17 protein-coding genes and 1 pseudogene are annotated in these 18315 nt (G+C 73.1%); 11 read left to right on the plus strand and 7 right to left on the minus strand.

From position 1 onward, the window contains the following. Positions 1 to 752, minus strand: a pseudogene (locus tag RBH18_RS36470) (pyridoxal-dependent decarboxylase); the annotation flags it as partial. 110 nt (positions 753 to 862) lie between these two features. On the opposite strand from RBH18_RS36470, the gene RBH18_RS36475 reads away from it, so the two are divergent. Beyond that, a complete protein-coding gene (locus RBH18_RS36475) occupies positions 863 to 1276 on the plus strand; it encodes a CBS domain-containing protein (protein ID WP_306215063.1) in 414 nt (137 codons plus the stop codon). Positions 1277 to 1355: 79 nt separating this feature from the next. Here RBH18_RS36475 and RBH18_RS36480 read toward each other — a convergent pair whose 3' ends face one another. Together RBH18_RS36480 and RBH18_RS36485 are read right to left on the minus strand one after the other, a co-directional pair. Then, positions 1356 to 2132 (minus strand): phosphotransferase, encoded by a 777-nt coding sequence (locus RBH18_RS36480; protein WP_306215064.1) that lies wholly within the window; start codon positions 2130 to 2132, stop codon positions 1356 to 1358. Positions 2133 to 2182: 50 nt separating this feature from the next. Then, positions 2183 to 4195, minus strand: coding sequence for a sigma-70 family RNA polymerase sigma factor (locus RBH18_RS36485; RefSeq protein WP_306215065.1), 2013 nt, complete (start codon positions 4193 to 4195; stop codon positions 2183 to 2185). A gap of 213 nt (positions 4196 to 4408) precedes the next feature. On the opposite strand from RBH18_RS36485, the gene RBH18_RS36490 reads away from it, so the two are divergent. Further along, entirely contained in the window at positions 4409 to 5836 is a 1428-nt protein-coding gene (locus RBH18_RS36490; RefSeq protein WP_306215066.1) for a pectinesterase family protein, read from the plus strand. An 8-nt stretch (positions 5837 to 5844) separates the two neighbouring features. Next, on the plus strand, positions 5845 to 7275 hold the full coding sequence (locus RBH18_RS36495) for an RICIN domain-containing protein (protein ID WP_306215067.1): 1431 nt from the start codon (positions 5845 to 5847) through the stop codon (positions 7273 to 7275). On the opposite strand, the gene RBH18_RS36500 is transcribed toward RBH18_RS36495, so the two are convergent. After that, positions 7276 to 8115 (minus strand): alpha/beta fold hydrolase, encoded by an 840-nt coding sequence (locus RBH18_RS36500; RefSeq protein ID WP_306215068.1) that lies wholly within the window; start codon positions 8113 to 8115, stop codon positions 7276 to 7278. 51 nt (positions 8116 to 8166) lie between these two features. Between RBH18_RS36500 and RBH18_RS36505 the strand changes: the two genes are divergently transcribed. Next, positions 8167 to 9513: an AI-2E family transporter gene (locus RBH18_RS36505; RefSeq protein WP_306215069.1), complete on the plus strand. Its 1347-nt coding sequence runs from the start codon at positions 8167 to 8169 to the stop codon at positions 9511 to 9513. A 57-nt stretch (positions 9514 to 9570) separates the two neighbouring features. On the opposite strand, the gene RBH18_RS36510 is transcribed toward RBH18_RS36505, so the two are convergent. Continuing rightward, positions 9571 to 9921, minus strand: a complete 351-nt coding sequence (locus RBH18_RS36510; protein ID WP_306215070.1) for a hypothetical protein — start codon at positions 9919 to 9921, stop codon at positions 9571 to 9573. Positions 9922 to 10236: 315 nt separating this feature from the next. Between RBH18_RS36510 and RBH18_RS36515 the strand changes: the two genes are divergently transcribed. Continuing rightward, positions 10237 to 10974 carry an aminoglycoside phosphotransferase family protein gene (locus RBH18_RS36515; protein ID WP_306215071.1) on the plus strand — a complete coding sequence of 246 codons (738 nt, stop codon included), beginning with the start codon at positions 10237 to 10239 and terminating at the stop codon, positions 10972 to 10974. Between the two features lie 8 nt (positions 10975 to 10982). After that, entirely contained in the window at positions 10983 to 11414 is a 432-nt protein-coding gene (locus RBH18_RS36520; RefSeq protein ID WP_306215072.1) for a hypothetical protein, read from the plus strand. Here the strand turns inward: RBH18_RS36520 and RBH18_RS36525 are convergent. After that, positions 11392 to 12462, minus strand: coding sequence for a M50 family metallopeptidase (locus RBH18_RS36525; protein ID WP_306215073.1), 1071 nt, complete (start codon positions 12460 to 12462; stop codon positions 11392 to 11394). The genes RBH18_RS36520 and RBH18_RS36525 overlap by 23 nt on opposite strands. A gap of 53 nt (positions 12463 to 12515) precedes the next feature. Here RBH18_RS36525 and RBH18_RS36530 point away from each other — a divergent pair, with 53 nt between their 5' ends. After that, a complete protein-coding gene (locus RBH18_RS36530; RefSeq protein ID WP_306215074.1) occupies positions 12516 to 13442 on the plus strand; it encodes an FAD-dependent oxidoreductase in 927 nt (308 codons plus the stop codon). Here the strand turns inward: RBH18_RS36530 and RBH18_RS36535 are convergent. After that, positions 13433 to 14605 (minus strand): acyl-CoA dehydrogenase family protein, encoded by a 1173-nt coding sequence (locus tag RBH18_RS36535; protein WP_306215075.1) that lies wholly within the window; start codon positions 14603 to 14605, stop codon positions 13433 to 13435. The two genes, RBH18_RS36530 and RBH18_RS36535, sit on opposite strands and share 10 nt — an antisense overlap. Before the next feature lie 19 nt (positions 14606 to 14624). On the opposite strand from RBH18_RS36535, the gene RBH18_RS36540 reads away from it, so the two are divergent. From RBH18_RS36540 to RBH18_RS36555, 4 genes are read left to right on the plus strand one after another with little or no spacing between them, the layout of a single operon-like run. Continuing rightward, the gene (locus RBH18_RS36540; protein ID WP_306215076.1) at positions 14625 to 15443 is read left to right on the plus strand and encodes an alpha/beta fold hydrolase; all 819 of its coding nucleotides are present in this window, start codon (positions 14625 to 14627) and stop codon (positions 15441 to 15443) included. A 13-nt stretch (positions 15444 to 15456) separates the two neighbouring features. After that, positions 15457 to 16530 (plus strand): permease, encoded by a 1074-nt coding sequence (locus tag RBH18_RS36545; RefSeq protein WP_372339043.1) that lies wholly within the window; start codon positions 15457 to 15459, stop codon positions 16528 to 16530. Next, positions 16527 to 17243 carry a TIGR03943 family putative permease subunit gene (locus RBH18_RS36550; RefSeq protein WP_306215078.1) on the plus strand — a complete coding sequence of 239 codons (717 nt, stop codon included), beginning with the start codon at positions 16527 to 16529 and terminating at the stop codon, positions 17241 to 17243. Before RBH18_RS36545 ends, RBH18_RS36550 begins: the two co-directional genes overlap by 4 nt. Beyond that, positions 17240 to 18217, plus strand: coding sequence for a hypothetical protein (locus tag RBH18_RS36555; RefSeq protein WP_306215079.1), 978 nt, complete (start codon positions 17240 to 17242; stop codon positions 18215 to 18217). The genes RBH18_RS36550 and RBH18_RS36555 overlap by 4 nt, the downstream gene beginning before the upstream one ends. Positions 18218 to 18315: the final 98 nt, after the last annotated feature.

Below are 18315 nucleotides of genomic sequence, written 5' to 3' on the forward strand. Positions count from 1 at the left end.
TGCCCGCGGACCAGTTCGCCCGCCGCCCGCAACGGGTCGCAGGCGCCGGTGTTCACGTTGCCCGCCTGCAGGCACACGATGGCCGGGCCCCCGCGCCGCAGCGTCTCGCGCAGCGCGCCGATCTCGACGGCGCCGTCGGCGTCGCAGGGCACCGGCTCGACGACGTCCACGCCCAGCCCGAGCAGGCGCAGCGACCGGTCGATCGTGCCGTGGCGCTCGGCGCCGGCGAGCACGCGCACCGGCGGCGCCCCGATCAGGCCGCGGCGCTCCACGTCCCAGCCCGCCTCCGCCAGCACCTGGTGCCGGGCGGCGGCGAGCCCGGCGGTGTTGGCCGCCTGCGCGCCCGTCACGAACCCGGCCGACGCCGGCGCCGGGATGCCGAGCAGCTCCTTCACCCAGGCGCCCGCCGCGGTCTCGGCCGCGGCGGCCGCCGGCGAGGAGACCGCGTTGAACGCCATCTGGTCCCAGCCCGCGGCCAGCATGTCGGCCGCGGTGGCCGCCGGCAGCCCGCCGCCGACCACGAACCCGAAGTAGCGCGGGCCCGCGCTCGCCACCAGCCCCGGCTCCGCGGCGGCGACCAGCTCGGCCAGCACCCGCCCTGGCGCGGTGGGCGCGGCCGGCAGGGGACCCGCGAAGGCCTTCGCCAGGGCTTCCTGATCGACGGGTACGCCGACCGGCCGCTCCGGCAGCGACCGGCGGAACGCGGCGGCGTGCTCGGCGGCGGTGCGGAACAGGCTCGTCAAGTCCTCCATCGACCCACCGTAGGCATCCGCGGGCCGGATCGTGCATCGTCTTCCCGACAATGGGTAATCGCGCTCCGCAAGATCGCCCACGATGGACACCCCGGACGGAGACCGCCCCGATGCTGACCGCGCGAGAGATCATGACCGCCGACGTCACCTGCGTGGGCGAGAGCGAGTCGCTGAGCGCCGCCGCGCACACCATGGTCCGGCTCGGGGTGGACAGCCTCCCCGTCCGCGGCGCCGACGACCGCATCCGCGGCATGCTCACCGACCGCGACATCCTCGCCGCGAGCGTCGCCGCCGACCGCGACCCGTCTTGCCTCACCGCCGCCGAGGCCGCCCACGACTGCGTCACGGTCGCCGCCGACGACGACGCCGCCCAGGTCCTCCACACGATGGGCCGCTGCCGGGTCCGCCGCCTCCCGGTCCTCGACGGCGACCGCCTGGTCGGCGTGGTCGCCCTCGCCGACCTGGCCTGGGCCCTCCCGGACTGGCCGGTCGGCGACCTCCGCGACGCCGTCGCCACGCCCTGACGCCATCGCCGGCGACCTCCGCGACGCCGTCGCCACGCCCTGACGCCGTCGCCGGCGCGCTCGGGGGCGGTGCCGCCGGTCAGCGGGTGAAGAAGGCGGGCGGGAGGGCTTCGACCTCGGCGGCGGACCGGTCGATGTGGCCGGCGACCGGCAGCAGCCCGATGGCCGCGCGGTCGCCCGCCGCCGCCATCTCCCGCATCCGACCGGCCTGGTGGCGGGCGCGTGCCACGATCGCCGCGCCGAACGCCCGCCGGTCGCGCTCGTAGCCGTACGCGTCGAGCAGGAGGTGCAGCCGGCGGGAGCGGTCCGCCGGGTCGTGGAAGCCCAGCCCCTGCGCCACGTCCGGCGGGCACAGCGGGACCCACCACAGCGCCGAGAAGGCGAGGTCGAAGTCGCGGGCCGACGGGCCGGCGGTGCCCCAGTCGAAGAAGCCGGCCAGGCGGTCCCCACCGGCCACGGCGGCGTTGTAGGGGGCCGCGTCCTGGTGGCCGATGATGTCCCCGGGCCGCATCGTGCGGCCGGTGAACCAGCGCTCGTCCGCGGGCGGCACGAAGCCGGCCGTCGCGTCGTGCAGGCGGCGCAGCCACCGGCCGACCTGGGTGAGCAGGGCGTCGGTGAAGGTCCACGCCGGCCACGGGAAGCGGCCGGCCGCCGTCTCGCCGGGAAGGTACGTGAGCATCTCGCGGCCCTGGCCGTCGAAGCCGCGGGGCCGGGGAGCGCCCTCGAAGCCGGCCTCCTCCAGGTGCCGCAGCAGCGCGTGGACCGTCGGCGTCCACGGGGACGCCCGCTTGTGGACGATGCCGTCGATCCGGACGGCGCCGACGGTGTTGCCGCCGTCGAGGGTCTCCTCGCTCATCGGTCAGTCATAACCGCCGGGGCCGGTCGGCGACAGTCAATTACGGCCGGTCAGCCGCCGGCCATGGAGGCGCCGGTGCCGGTGCCGGTCTGGAGGAAGGCCGTGGCGGGCAGCGTGCCCGACGCGGGGCGCGGGCCGGCCGCCTGGGCCGGGTCGGTGGAGCGGAAGGTGGCCGAGGTGCTGCTGCGGCTCTCGGTGGCGGCGGCGCTGAGCTCGAACGGGGTCCCGTTGGCCACGGCCACGTCGGCGCGGACGGTGGCGGGCGCGGACGGGAGGTGGAAGCCGGTGTCCTCGTTGCGCCAGGCGGTGTTGTTGGTCAGGTCGAGGGCGGCGGTGTTGCCCTCGTCGGAGAAGCCGTGGCTGCCGTTGGACCAGGCCGCGTTGTGGCGCAGGCGGTGGGCGGCCGCGGCGGGCGGGGTGCCGCCGCCGAGGACGAAGCCGCTGCCCCCGTTGCCGTACGCCCAGTTGTACTCCAGGGTGACCGGGGAGCCGAACGCGCCCAGGTCGACTCCGGCGAGCGCGTTGCCGGCGAAGCGGTTGCCGCGGACCACGTTGCCCGTGCCCGAGCCGAACTGGATGCTCAGGCCGGTCCCGGCGCCGCCGGTGAAGTCGCTGTCCAGCACCTGGTTGCCGCTGGTGCCCGCGTCGCGCAGCTGCAGGCCCGAGCGGGCGTTGCCGCGCATGGTCAGGTGGCGGAAGGTCGACCCCTGGCAGCCCGAGCACACGTACGCATGGCTCGCCGACCCGGTGATCGTCAGCCCCTGCACCGTCCAGTAGGAGGCCCGCTGCGTCACGGCCCACTGGTCCGCCGGCACGGCCGAGGCGTCGATGACCGGCCGCTCGCCGCGGTAGTTGGTGAGGGTGATGCGCTTGCCGGGCGTACCGCTGGTGGTGATCTCGACCCCGGCGGCGGGGCGGTAGGTGCCGCCGCGCATCGCGATCGTCTGACCCGGCCGCACCGTGGCGACCGCCTTGCCGAGCGTCGCGAACGGCCGGTCCGCGCTGCCGTCGCCGTCGTCCGACCCGCCCGGCGCCACGTAGATCTGCGCGGCTTGTCCGCGGCCGGGGACGGGCGCGGCGGACGAGGGACGAGCCGGCCGCGGTGTCGTGGTGAGCACCGGGGCCGGGGGCGCCACGGCGACGGCGGGCGGCGGGGGAGCGGGGGAGTAGTGCACCGCGTAGACGATGCCGCCGCCGGTCGCCAGCACCGCCGCCGTGCCGCATGCCGCCAGCACCTTGTGGTGCAGCACCGCGTTGCCCGTGACGGTCAGCGCGCTCACCTTGGCCGTCAGCGTGGCCGGGACCGGCAGCATCGCGGCGCCGAGCAGCAGCTCCTCCGGGGCGATCAGGCCCCGGCTGCGATCGGTGCAGTGCGGGCACTCGCGGACGTGCCGCACGAGCCGCTTGCGCCACAGCGGGTCCGCGATGCCGTCCCAGCGGCGGACCAGCCCGGCGAGCTCGGGGCACCGGGGCCGGGCGTGCAGGGCGCCGACGACGCCGCGCACGGCATCGAGCTGGGCCTTCATCCGCTGCACCCGCACGGCCGCGTGTTTCGGGCGCACGCCCAGCGCGTCGGCGAGCTCGGCGCGGCTCAGCTCGCCGGCCGCCTCCTGCCACCAGAGGCCGAGCAGGCGCCGGTCGTCGGCGTCCAGCCAGCGGGCCGCCTCGACGAGGTCGCGGCGCTGACCGTCGAGGACGAGCTCGGCGGTGGTCCGCTCGGCGAAGTCGCCCGCCGGGTCGGGGACGTCGGCCTGCTCGGGCACCAGCTTGAGCCGGGACGTGCGGCGGGCGCGCAGGTGCAGCTGGATCTGCCTGTACGCGATGGCGACCAGCCACGATCGGAACCGCTCCGGCTCGCGCAGGGCCGGCAGCGCGCGCAACGCCCGGAGCATGGTCTCCTGCACGACGTCGTCGACGTCCGGATGCCCGGCGAGCGCGCGCCCCACGATGTTGTAGACGAGCGGCAGGTGCTCGGCGATCAGCTCTCCGGTGGCCGCCGCGTCGCCGCCCCGGGCCCGCCGGACGAGAGGCGCGACGTCCGGAGCGATCTGACTCTGCGTCACCCGCCCACGCCCTCCATCCATCGACGATCATCGTTACGTACCCCGGCGGTCCCATGGTGGCACGCACGTCGCGGGCACGACAACAAAAGATTTCCGGGATTCCTGTTGTCGCCGGGGCGCCCGCGCATCTACCAGGGTGCCGCCTTCCACCGGGGCGGCCGTCACCCAGCGTGTCCACTTGGAAGCGCTCCCACCCCCTCGAGAGGACGAGAAGTGCCCGGAAAGAGAGCAAGACGCCTGCTGGTGGCCGCCCTCACGGTCGCCGTCCCCGCCGCCGCGGTCGTGTACTCGGTCCTGCCGTCCGCCGCGGCGACGCTGCCCGCCACGGGCGGCACCTACCAGCTGGCGGTCACCAAGAGCGGCAAGTGCCTCGACGTGCCGTCCGCGTCCTCGGCGAACGGCGCCCTGCTGCAGCAGTGGGGCTGCACCGCCGGCGCCACTTGGCAGCAGTTCAAGCTGGTGGCGGCCGGCAGCAACTATCTGCTGCAGAACGTCAGCAGCGGCAAGTGCGTCGACGTGCCGGGCGGCTCGACCGCCTCCGGCGTCCAGCTGCAGCAGTGGGGCTGCGCCAGCTCGCAGGCCAACCAGCAGTGGCGGCTCACCGCGAGCGGGACGAACACGTTCCAGATCATCAACGTCGGCAGCGGCCTGTGCATCTCCGACAAGGACGCCTCCACGGCCTCCGGCGCGGCGGTCATCCAGGAGACCTGCACGGCCAACTCGAACAAGCAGTGGGCCTTCACCGCCCCGGGCGGGACCGACACGGTCGCCGCCGACGGCACCGGCACCTACCGGACCGTCCAGGCGGCGATCGACGCGGTCGGCACCGGCAACGCGAGCCGGGTCACGATCACGATCAAGCCGGGCACGTACCGCGAGATCGTGACCGTGCCGGCGACCAAGCCCTACGTCACGCTGCAGGGCACCGGCGACTCGGCGGACGACGTCGTCATCGTCAACAACCACAGCGCGAACACCCACGGGACGTCCGGCTCGGCGACCGCGTTCGTCTACGGCCACGACTTCGTCGCCCAGAACCTGACGATCAGCAACGACTTCGACGAGTCGACCGTCACCAGCGGCGCCCAGGCCGTCGCGCTGCACCTCAACGCGGACCGGGCCGTCTTCCGGGACGTGCGGCTGCTCGGCGACCAGGACACCCTGCTGGTCAACGACAGCACCCGCGCGTACTTCAAGGGCGGCTACGTCGAGGGGACCGTCGACTTCATCTTCGGCGGCGGCACGGCGGTCTTCGACGGCAGCAAGATCTACGAGAAGCGGACCACCGGCGGCCCGGTCACCGCGGCGAGCACGGCGGCCACCAAGACGTACGGGCTGCTGTTCTACAAGGCCACGATCACCGGCGCGACGACCAACACCACCCAGCTCGGGCGCCCGTGGCGGCCCGACGCGCAGGTCCTCTACCGCGAGTCGTCGCTGAGCGCCACGATCAAGACCGCGGAGCCGTGGACCGACATGTCCGGCAACGTCTGGGAGAACGCCCGCTTCCTCGAGTACAAGAACACCGGCTCGGGCGCGACCACCAACAGCAACCGGCCGCAGCTGAGCGACGCGCAGGCCGCCAATTACACCCCGCAGAAGTACCTGGCCGGCAGCGACGGCTGGAATCCGATCTCGTGAGAGGCGTCATGAAGAAGCGTATGTCCCTGGCCGCGGTGCTGATCGCCGTGCCCGCCGCGATCGTCGGCTATTCGGTGCTCCCGTCGGACGCGGCCACGCTGCCCACGGCCGGCACGACCTACACGTTGTCGGTGACCAAGAGCGGCAAGTGCCTCGACGTGCCGTCCGCGTCCAAGGACAACGGCGCCCTGCTGCAGCAGTGGGGCTGCACGGCCGGTGCCACGTGGCAGCAGTTCAAGCTCGTGGCGGCCGGCTCCAACTACCTGATCCAGAACGTGAACAGCGGCCGTTGCCTCGACGTGCCGGGCAGCTCGACCGCTTCCGGCGTACAGGTGCAGCAGTGGGGTTGTGCCTCGGGCCAGGCGAACCAGCAGTTCAAGCTGGCCGCGAGCGGGACGAACACGTTCCAGCTCGTCAACGTGAACAGCGGCCTGTGTCTCTCGGACAAGGACGCGTCGACCGCATCGGGGGCGGCGATCATCCAGGAGACCTGCACGGCCAACACGAACAAGCAGTGGGCCTTCACCGCCGTGGGCGGCCGGACGTGGCCGGACACCGCCGACGGCTTCGCCTCGACGGGCGGCGGCACGACCGGCGGCGCGGCGGGCGCGACGGTCACGGTCACGAACCTGGCCGACCTGACCAGGTACGTGACGGCGACCGAGCCGTACGTGATCAAGGTGGCCGCGGCCGTCACGATCACGCCCAAGGGCACCGAGCTCAAGGTGAAGTCGGACAAGACGATCGTCGGCGTGGGCACGAGCGGTCACATCGTCGGCGGCGGGTTCTTCCTCGGGGCGGGCGTGCGGAACGTCATCATCCGCAACCTGACGATCCGGGACGCGGCCATGCCCGAGGACGACCCCGACGACAAGGTGTACGACTACGACGGCATCCAGATGGACACCGCCGACCACATCTGGATCGACCACAACACGATCACGCGCATGAACGACGGCCTGATCGACAGCCGCAAGGACACCAGCTACCTGACCGTGTCCTGGAACGTGCTCGCGTCGGAGAACAAGGCCTTCGGCATCGGCTGGACGGACAACGTGACGGCGCGCATGACGATCCACCACAACTGGATCCACGACACCAACCAGCGCAACCCCAGCGTCGACAACGTGGCCCTGGCACACCTCTACAACAACTACATGCAGAACATCACGTCGTACGGGAACCTGTCGCGTGGCAGCACGAAGCTGGTGCTGGAGAACAGCTACTTCGACAACGTCGCCAACCCGTACTACAACGACACGTCCGCCGCCCAGCTCAAGCAGAGCGGCAGCATCGTGGTGAACAGCTCGGGCAAGCAGCAGACGAACGGATCCGCGTTCACGCCGGGCAGCTACTACTCGTACACCCTGGACGCCGCCGCCGACGTGCCCAGCCTGGTCCGCACCTACGCCGGCCCGCAGGCCACCATCGGCAACTGATCAGAGGAATCCGCGGAGCGCGTCGAGAAAGGCGAGGGGCACTTCCTCCGCCGGATAGTGTCCGCAGTTCTCGAGGACGACGCCGGTGAGGTCGCCGGCCACCGGGGCGAGCATCGCCTCCGGGCGGCCGGCGACCGACTGGTCGCCGCCGATCGCGAGCACCGGCACGTCGAGGCGCGTGGCGGCGCGGCGCTCGTTCTGCGCCGACGTCACCCCCAGGGCCCGGTACGGCTCGAAGCTCGCCCGCAGCGCGTCCGGGTCCCGCAGCGTCGCGATGTAGTGCTCGACCGCGTACGAGGGAAGCGCCTGGTACGCCTTCGTCGCGAACTGGTGGCCGAAGTAGAGGTGCTCGCGTCCGCGGACGAGCTCCTCGTTGAGCCCGTCGAGCCGGTTGAAGGCGACATGCCACTCCTGCTCCGCCGTCCCCGCCTCGACCAGGGCGACCTTGGTCACGTGGGCCGGGTGGTCGGCGGCGAGCGCGTAGGCCGTCCACGCCCCGACGTCCTGGCCGATCACCGCGAACCGCTCGTGGCCCAGGGCGGCCATCATCCGGACCAGGTCCTCGGCCATCGTGCCCGTGTCGTAGCCGCTGCCCGGCTTGTCCGACAGTCCCGTGCCACGCGGGTCGGCGGCCACCACGGTGAAGTCGCGGGCCAGGGCCGGCATGACCTCGCGCCAGGAGTACCAGGTCTGCGGCCAGCCCGGGAGAAGCAGCAGCGCCGGACCGTCACCGCCCGTCACCGCGTGCAGGGTCACGTCACCGGCGGGGACGCGACGGCTGCGGAACGTACGGGCGAAGGCGCCGGGCAATCCGGGGCCGGCGGGATCCAGGTCCGTCATGGCGCCGACCGTACTCGCTCCCGCGACGCGTGAAACCGCAGGAAACGGGGCATGACCTCCGGCGACTTGTCATTTCTGGAGGACACTTTGACCTGGATGCGCGCCTTCCGCGAGCAGGCCCGGAATCGCCTCGCGGCGGCCGATAGAGACGATCATCCCTTTGCCGAGGAGGGTGTGACGCCCGCGCCGGTGGTGGTCGTCGACCAGCCGCACGGCGTGGAGGAGGTCCTGCCCCGCGGCGTGCGCGTCGCCGGGGCCTGGGCCTGGCGGTTCATCGCGTTCGTGGTGGCCGCCTACATCCTGCTGCGGCTGGTCTCCCTGCTGCACGTGGTGCTGATCCCGGTGGTCATCGCCATTCTGCTCGCCGCGCTGTTCCAGCCGGTCTCGACCGCGCTCACCAACCGCGGCATGAACAGGTCCCTCGCCGCGGCGCTGGTGCTGCTCGCCACGCTGGTGGTCGTCTTCGGCGGGCTCGGCCTGATCGTCCGCACCTTCATCAGCCAGATCGACACGCTGTCCACCCAGGTCAGCGACGGCATCAACGAGGTGCAGAGCTGGCTCTCCTCGGGCCCGCTGCACATCAGCGACGCGCAGCTCAACGACTACGTCGACCGGCTGCAGCAGACCATCACCCAGAACCAGGGCGCGCTGACGTCGGGCGCCCTGAGCACCGCGACCACGCTCGGCGAGGTCGTCACGGGCTTCTTCCTGACGCTGTTCACGCTCTTCTTCTTCCTGCGCGACGGCGGCCACATCTGGCGCTTCCTGTGCCGCCTGCTCCCGCGCGAGGCCCGCGTCCCCACCGCCCGCGCCGGGCACTACTCGTGGCGCACGCTCGTGTCGTACGTGCACGCCACCGTCCTGGTCGCGTTCGTCGACGCGGTCGGCATCGGCATCGGCCTCTTCGTCCTGCAGATCCCGCTCGCCCTGCCCCTGGCCGCCCTGGTCTTCCTCGGCGCCTTCATCCCCGTGGTCGGCGCCACCGTCACGGGCGCGGTCGCCGTGCTGGTCGCCCTGGTCGCCAAGGGCTGGGTCAGCGCCCTGATCGTGCTGATCATCGTGATCGCCGTCCAGCAGCTCGAGGGCCACGTCCTCCAGCCCCTCATCATGGGCCGGGCGGTCGCCCTCCACCCCCTCGCCGTGATCCTCGCCATCGCCGGCGGCATCGTCGTCGCGGGCATCGTCGGCGGCCTGATCGCGGTCCCCCTGCTGGCCGTCCTCAACACCGCCATCCGCTACCTGGCCCGCCACCCCTCGGGCGCACCGACCCCCGACCGCGAGCCACCGGGCACCCAGCCGACCGACGACGACGAGGCCGAGGCCCAGCGAGCCGCCCGCCCGGCGGACCCGCACGAGCCGCCCCCCGCCGACACGTCCCTCGAACCCCGCGACGCATGAGCCGCGGGCCGGCCCCGGAACCTTCGCGGCCGGCCCGCCCGGCACGGTCCGGACCGGTCAACAGGTCTGTGTGGCCGTGGCGGTCTCCGTGCTGGTGCCGACGTCCCCGGCCAGGTACTGGTCGGGCAGGATGATGCGGGTGTCGATGGTGCGGGCCCGTACGCTCGCACAGCCCGTGATCCGGGGCGAGTAGTTCTTGACCCGGCGCAGGCCGCAGGCGCTGTGGCCCCACTGCGCGCCACAGATGCCCTGTCCCCCGTAGGTGCAGGGCTGGCCCACCTTGCAGATCCCCGGCTGCTCGATGATGCCGAGGCATTCCCGGAGGGCGCCGAGGACGGTCTGGCAGTAGATCTCGTTCTCGGCGTAGGACGTCGTCGTCCCGATCATGTAGAGGTTGGCGCAGTGCACGCCGTCGTAGTCGGACGGGCCACCGTCGATCTCCTCGCAGTGGTGATAGACGAGCCGGGGCTACTGTGGCTCCGCCCCGGCCGGGTGCGGGCTCAGCAGCAGGCCGCCGAACAGGACCGTGAGCAGGACGGCGAACGCCGTGAGGAATTTGCGCATGGCCGGACCCTAAGCGCGTTCCCTGCGGTCAAGCGTCCCCTGTGGACCGAAATTGGCATTTCATGAGAAGGATGCGGGACCGTCGGGCCGGCCGTTGACGCCATGGTCGCGCGGCATAAATGCGGTGACGGCGAGGGGCCGGGCCGGGAGGATGGCCGGGTGGATGAGGTCGAGGTCGTCGTCGCCCACAGTGAGCGGGCGACCCTGCGTGTCGGGGACACGTTCCTGAAGGTGGACGCGCATCCGATGCGGACGCACGTCGAGGTCGAGGCGATGGCCATGGCGCCCGTGCCGACTCCGGAGGTGCTCTGGCACAAGCCTCCCGTGCTGGCGATCGCCGCCGTACGCGGGGAAGCGCTCGGCGTCCTCGGCAAGCCCTCCGCCGCGTCGCCGCGAGCGTGGGCCGCAGCCGGGGCGGCCGTGCGGGAGCTGCACGAGGCGCCGCTGCCGCCGTGGGAGGGCAGGCGCGTCGAGGAGTACGCGGCGGATCTCGAGCGCGAGTGCGCCTGGCTCGTCGACAGCGGCACCCTCCCCGCCGATCTCGTCGCCCGCAACCGCCAGGTCGCCGAGGCCGTGCTGCGCCCGTGGACGCCGGTGTTCACGCACGGGGACCTGCAGATCACCCACGTCTTCACCGTGGATGGCGAAGTCACCGGCATCATCGACTGGTCCGAGGCGTGCCGGGGCGATGCGCATTTCGACCTCGCCATCCTGACGCTCGGGCACGAGGAGCGCCTCGGCGACCTGCTCGCGGGCTACGGCACGGATGTGGACGTGGACGTCATCCGGGGCTGGTGGGCGCTGCGCAGCCTGACGGCGATCCGCTGGCTGACCGAGCACGGCTTCGACCCCCACCAGCCCGGCGCCGAGGTCGACGTGCTGAAGGCCCGCATGTAGCGTGCCCTGTGGACATTCGCGAGACCCTACGCGGGACCTCGGGCCGCTACGTCGTCGTGGCAGTCGTGATCGCCGTCGTGTCTTTTCCTGTCAAGCTGCTGGTGACCGATCGCGGCAGCGCTCCGGCTCTGCTCGTCCTGGACAGCGGCTTGCAGGGCACGACGTGGGCGCTCAGTATCTTCTTCTTCGAGGCAGTGTTGCTGCCCGCGCAGCGCCGGCTCCGGCCTGCGGCTCCGGCAACGCCCGATCGCCGCCGCGGCGCGCTGGCGGGGTTGATCGGAGGCGTGCTCTTCTACGGCGGGCTGATCGTGCTCGCCCTGTGCCGGCGAACCGAGATCGCCTACCCGATCACGTTCGGAATTTTCCTGACGGCCGTCGTCGTCACGTCGGCGGTGCAGCTGCGGCGCGCGTCCGGCGTCAGGACAGGCGGACCGGGTTGACCACGTCGGCGGTGATGGTGAGGAGCATGACCGCGCCGCCCAGGAGCATGAGCGCCGTGGTGAGCGGGAGCAGGCGGGTGTAGTCGACCGGGCCCCGGCGGCGCAGCCGCTCGTACCAGGCGATCATGATGTGGCCGCCGTCCAGGGGGAGCAGCGGCAGCAGGTTGAAGAGCGCCATGAAGAGGTTGAAGCTCGCCAGCAGCAGCAGGAACACCGCCCACAGCCCGCGGTCGGCGGCCTCCCCGCCCAGGCGGCTCGCGCCGACCATGCTGACCGGGGTGTCCGGGTCGCGCTCGGCGCCGCCGATCGCCGCGACGACGGCCGGCACGCGCTCGGGGAAGCGGGCCAGCTGCTGCAGCGACCCGATGGTCAGATCACCCGTGTGCGCGAGGGTGGCGCCCACCGCCGCGCCCGGGCCGTAGGTCACGAACGCCGGCGGCAGCTGCGCCGTGACGCCGATCCGGCGGGTGGCGGGCACGTCCACGGTCACGCCGAGGGAAGCTCCGGCGCGGGAGACGACGAAAGCCGTGGGCCCGGACGAGGCGCGGACCCGGGCGACCACGTCGTCCCAGGCCGGCGTGGGCTGCCCGCCGACGGACAGGATGCGGTCGCCGGGGAGCAGCGCGGGAGCCGCCGAGGACGCGACGACCGGCGGCACGGTCGTCTGGTTGGTGGGCAGGCCGGTGCTGACCGCGGCGGCGTACAGGATGATCAGCGCGAGGAGCACGTGGGTGACCGAGCCGGACGCCAGCACCACGGTGCGTTTCCACGCGGGATAGCGCCACATCGCGCGCGGCTGCTCGGCCGGGGTCAGCTCGTCGAGCGCGGTGAGGCCGGCGATGTCGCAGAAGCCGCCGAGCGGCAGGGCCTTGACGCCGTACTCGATGCCGCCGCGCCGGACCGAGAAGAGCGTCGGGCCGCGGCCCACGAAGAAGCGCCGCACCCGCATGCCGAAGGCGCGCGCGGTGAGCAGGTGGCCGGCCTCGTGCAGCGCGACCGACAGACTGAGGGCAAGGGCGAAGATCACAACCCCGATGACGTACGCCACCCCGCGGATCCTAGAGCTTTGCCGCCCGCCGCGGGGCACGCAGGATGGTCGGCATGGTGGACGTGATCGTGGTCGGCGGCGGGATCATCGGGCTCACGGCGGCTGTCCGGCTGCGCGAGCGCGGGGCGGAGGTGGCGCTCTGGTCCGCGGACGACGAGCTGGACACGGTGTCGGCGGTGGCGGCGGCGGTCTGGTACCCGACGCGGACGGCCTTCGACCCGCGGGTGCTGGCGTGGGCCACGGCGACGTACACGGAGTTCGTCAAGCAGGCAGCCGACGGCGTGCCCGGCGTGCTGCTGCGCGAGACCCGCAACCTCGAGCGCGGCGAGCCGGCCGGGGAGCCGTGGTGGGCGGCCGCCGCCGGGGACGTGCGGGTCGCCGACGCGCCCGGGCCGTGGACCCGTGAGCTGCGGTTCCGGGCGCCGCTGACCGAGATGGCCACGTACCTGCCGTGGCTGCGCCGGCAGCTGCCCACGGTCGTGCGGCGCCGCGTGCGCAGCCTCGACGAGGCCCTGGCCGAGGCGCCCGTCGTGGTCAACGCCACCGGTCTGGCGGCGGGTGCGTTGTGCGACGACCCCGCGGTGCATCCCGTACGCGGCCAGATCGCGATCGTCGCCAACCCCGGCATCACGGTGTCCGTCCGTGACGTGGGCGAGACGTACGTGCATCCGCGCAGCACCGACGTCGTCCTCGGCGGCACCTACCAGGAGAACGACGCGAACCTGACGCCCGACCCGGCGACCCGCGAGGCGATCGTCGCCCGGTGCGTCGCCCTGGTCCCGGAGCTCGCCGGCGCCCCGCTGCTCGGCGAGCGGGTGGGCCTGCGCCCGGGGCGGCACGGCGGTCCCCGCGTCGAGATCGAGCAGCGCGGCGGCGGCCGGATCGTGCACGCCTACGGCCACGGCGGTGCCGGCATGACCCTCTCCTGGGGCTGCGCCGACGAGGTGGCGTCCCTCGCCCTGGGAGCCGCTCAGAGCTGACCGTGGTTCGGGGGCAGGACGCCCGCCAGCTCGTAGGCGGCCAGGTGGTGGTACTTCCAGTCCAGCGGGTCGTGCACGCTGTGAGTGCGGGCGTTGCGCCAGTGGCGGTCGAGGTCGTACTTGCTCGCGGCCGAGCTGGTGCCGCACATCTGGAACAGGTCGGACGCCGCCTCGAGCGCGACCTCGCTGCCGAACGCCTTGGCTGCCGCGACGGCCAGCGAGCCGCGGGCCGCCTCCTCGGCGGAGGCCGGCACGAGACCGATCCCGTCCAGCGTGCGGGCGGCGTCGGCGAGCAGCGCCTCGGCCGCGCGGACCTTGGCGGCGATGCGGCCGTACCGGTGCAGGACGTGCGGATCGTCGGCCGCGACGGCCGCACCCGCCCGGACCGCCTCGGTGGACGGGCGGGCCTTCTCCCGCAGGTAGGCGCGCGCGTCCCGGACGGCCGCCCCGGCGATGCCCACCTCGATCGCCGCGTGGACGAGCTGGGCGCGGGCGCCGAGCTGCTGCGGCACCGCGTACGCGCCCGCGTAGTCGATGACATGGGCCACCCGGACGTCCTCGAAGGTCGCCGTGCCGCTGATCGTCGCGCGCTGACCGATGACGTCCCAGTCGGTGTCGATGCTCACCCCGGCGGCGTCGCGCGGCACGAGGGCCAGGGTCAGCCTGCCGTTGTCGTCGAGGGCGCTCACCGCGATCCACGCCGCCGTCAGCGCGCCGGTGGTGTAGAACTTGCGGCCGGTGAGGACGTCGCCCTTGATGCGCGTCTTCAGATCCTGCGCATGCCGGCCGCCCCGCTCCGCCAGGGCGTTGCCGATGCGCCTGCCGGCGAGCACGTCGGCGTACAGGCGGGTGCGGGTCTCCTTGTCCCCGTGCACCGCCAGCACGTCGACGAGCAGGAAATGCGCCTGCGGCACCTGCGCGATCGCCGGATCGGCCGCCGCGACGATCCGCGTCACCTCCGCCAGCGTGACCGGCCCGAGCCCCGGCCCGCCGTCCTCGCGGGGCACCGTGATCCCGAGCAGTCCCGAGGAGTCCAGCAGGGCAAGAGCCTCCGTGGGTACGGCCTCCGCGCCCGCCCGGTCGCGAGCGATCGCCCCGGGGATCAGCCCGTCCGCGACCTTTCGGGCGACAGCTACAGCAGCGTCATGCGTGTCGATCGTCACCGCGTCATAGTGTCACCTGATGAGCACACTCTCCGTACCCGGCGCCACGCTGGCCTACGACGTCCGTCACGTCCCCGGCGAGGCCGTCCCGTTGCTGATGGTCGGCCAGCCCATGACGGCCGAGGGCTTCACCGCGCTCGCCGGGCTCTTCACCGACCGGACCGTCGTCACGTACGACCCGCGGGGCCTCGGCCGCAGCGAGCGCACCGACGGCCGGACCGACAACACCCCGCAGCGGCAGGCCGCCGACCTGCACCTGCTCATCGAGCACCTGGCCTTCGCGCCGGTCGACGTCTTCGCGAGCAGCGGCGGCGCGGTCACCGCCCTGGAACTGGTGGCCACGCATCCGTACGACGTCCGCACCCTCGTCGCCCACGAGCCGCCGATCAACGCCGTCCTGCCCGACGCGGACGGTGCCGTGCGGGCCCGCGCGCACTTCCACGAGGCGTACCTGGCCGGCGGGCGCGAGGCCGGCATGGCCGCCTTCATGGCGATGACGCGGTGGGAAGGCGAGTTCACCGACGAGTACTTCGCGCAGCTTCCGCCGCTTCCTTCCGCCGGCTCCCCGGGGGAGGACGACGACCCCCTGCTGTCCCAGGCCTCGTGGCCGATCACCGACTACCGGCCCGACGCCGGCCGCCTGCGCGCCGCGCCCACCCGCATCGTGATCGGCGTCGGCGAGGAGAGCGGCACCACCTACACCGCGCGCACGGCCCGGGGCGTCGCCGACCTGCTCGGCCTCACCCCGGCCGTCTTCCCGAGCCACCACGGCGGCTTCCTCCCCGGCTACGGCAAGCCGGACGAGTTCGCCGTTACCCTGCGCTCGATCCTGGACTGATGCGCAGTTCAGCATGCATCGGTCACTCGCGCGGGACAGGGCGCCGGGGGCCCCGGGGCGGGTAGGGTGGCCGCGACCGTCGCCCCCTGGGGAGTGTTCGTTGACCGTTACAGCACCGCCCGAGGCGCCGCCTCGGAAAGGGCGCATCGGGTCGGTGGAGGTGCTGGCCGGGCTGCTCGTGCTCCTGGTCGTCTTCCGCAACCCGCTCGCGTCGCTGATCTCCGACCCGCGGCTGCAGACGTGGACCACCGTCTTCGTGTCCGTGCTGGTGCAGGCCGTGCCGTTCCTCGTGTTCGGCGTCGTGCTCTCCGCCGTCATCGCCGTATTCGTGCCCCGCAGCTTCTGGGCGAAGGCGCTGCCGAAGCACCCGGCCCTCGCCGTGCCCACCGCGGGCCTCGCGGGCGTCGTGCTGCCCGGCTGCGAGTGCGGCAGCGTGCCGATCGCCGGCTCGCTCATCCGCCGGGGTGTCACGCCCGCCGCCGCGCTGGCGTTCCTGCTGGCCGCGCCCGCGATCAACCCGATCGTGCTGACCGCCACCGCGGTCGCCTTCCCGCAGAACCCGGAGATGGTCGTCGGCCGCGGCGTCGCCAGCCTGGTCGTCGCCGTCGCCATGGGCTGGCTGTGGCTGCGGCTGGGCAAGGCCGAGTGGATCAAGCTGCCGCACCGGCCCGACCTGGACGGGATGTCGCGGGGGGAGGCGTTCTGGGCGGCGGTGCGGCACGACACCATGCACGCGGGCGGCTTCCTCGTGCTCGGCGCCGCGGCGGCCGCGACGATCAATGTGCTCGTCCCGGAGCGCTGGCTCAACGCGCTCGCCGGCAACCACCTGCTGTCGATTCTGGCGCTCGCGGTCCTGGCCGTACTCCTGTCGATCTGCAGCGAGGCCGACGCCTTCGTCGCCGCGTCGCTGTCGCAGTTCTCGCTGACCTCGCGGCTGGTGTTCCTGGTGGTGGGCCCGATGGTCGACCTCAAGCTGATCAGCATGCAGGCCGGGGTGTTCGGGCGCCGCTTCGCGTTCCGGTTCGCCCCGGCGACCTTCGTGGCGGCGATCCTGGTCGGCGCGGGCTTCGGGGCGGTGTTGCTGTGAACAGGCAGGCCCAGGCCGTGATCATGCTGCTCCTCGGGGGCGCCGTCCTGCGCGCCAGCCTGGGGGACACGTACCTGCGGTATGTGAAGGAGGGGTTGCAGCCCTTCCTCATCGGCGCCGGAGTGCTGCTGGTCGCCGCGGCCGTCATGACGCTGTGGTACGAGCTCCGTGCCCGTCGCCCGGAGGAGCACGACGACGGGCACGGGCACCATCACGAGCCGCGCGTCGGGTGGCTGCTGCTGCTTCCCGTGCTGGGGCTGCTGCTCGTGGCGCCGCCGGCCCTCGGGTCGTACGCCGCGGGCCAGGCCGGGTCCGTGCTCACCGCCCAGAACGCCGAGTCCGACTATCCGCCGCTGCCCGACGGCGAGCCGGTCGACGTGGGGCTGCTGGACTACGCGTCGCGGGCGGTGTTCGACGCGGGGCGCAGCCTCGACGGGCGGACGCTGCGGCTGACCGGCTTCATCACGCCCGGGGCGGACGGCGAGCCGATGCTCGCGCGCATGGTGCTGTCCTGCTGCGCCGCCGACGGCCGGCCGATCAAGGTGGGGCTCGCGGGCGACGTCCCGGCGGGCGTGGCGCCCGACACCTGGGTCCAGGTCACCGGCACGTGGGCCGGCAAGGTCACCAAGGACCCCGTCAACGACGCCCAGGTGCCCTACCTGCAGGCCACCGGGTGGCAGGAGATCACCCCGCCCAAGCAGCAGTACGAGTGAGCGCGCGCACGATCGGGCTGGTGCTCGCGCTGGCGGCGGGCGCGGTGCTGGTCGCGTACCCGTCCGCCGATCCGACCCCTCGGCCGTGGGGCGAGCGTGCCGTGCTCGACCTCCCCTTCCATCCGGTCGCCTTCCTCGACGCGCGCACCGCCGTCGGCACGGCTCCCAGCCCGGACGGCTCGGCGGTCCGGCTGGTGCTCGGCGAGCTCGAGCTGCGCCGGCTGCCCGCCGCGGGCAACCCGGAGTTCGGCACGGTGACGGCCTTCGACGGCGGCTTCGCGTGGACCGAGTCCGTCGACGGCGGCAAGGTCGGGCTCTGGACTGCCAGGACCGACGGCACCGGGGTACGCCGCCTCGTCGCGGACATGGGCAGCACGATCTTCAACGATTCCCAGTACGACCTGGTGATCGCGCAGTCGAAGGTGTGGTGGGTCACCGCCTCGACCACCGACGTCACCGAGGTCCGCTCGGTCCCGCTGGCCGGGGGCGCCGTGGCCGTCCGCCCGGAGCGGGGCGCGTGGTCGCTGAGCGCCTGGCCGTGGCTGACCGACGGGGCCGGCGCCCTGCGTTCCCTGTCCACCGCGGCCGCTGCGGGGATGCCGACGACGAACACCGAACAACCCGTGTGCAGCCCGGTGTGGTGCCGCGTGCTGGTGATGTCGTCCGGAGGCCTGGCGCGCATCGACGCCGTACGCGTGGACGGGACGGGCCGGCGCCGCATCGCCGGATCGTCGTCGCGTGCGGCGATCAACGACGTCGCCGTGCTGGACCGGTTCGAGCTCGTGTCGACGCCCTCCTCGACGTCGGACCTCACGGGGACCGAAGCGCTGGACGTCTACGACCTGGCCGCGGACAGGCTGGTGCCGATCAGCTCGGCGGTGCAGGGAGTGTTCTGCCGCAACGGGGTGCTGTGGTGGGCGACCGGGGATCCGGAGGCGCTGACCTGGAACACCCTCGATCTGCGGACGGTGTGACCCCCCGATTTGGCGTTGCGGGGTTGGAGGAGTAATATTTTCCGAGCCGCCAGGGAGACGGACGCGGGTGACGCGGACGGCCTGGGGCCAAACCAACT

It is taken from the genome of Actinoplanes oryzae (genome assembly GCF_030757795.1).
Classification (GTDB): Bacteria; Actinomycetota; Actinomycetes; order Mycobacteriales; family Micromonosporaceae; genus Actinoplanes.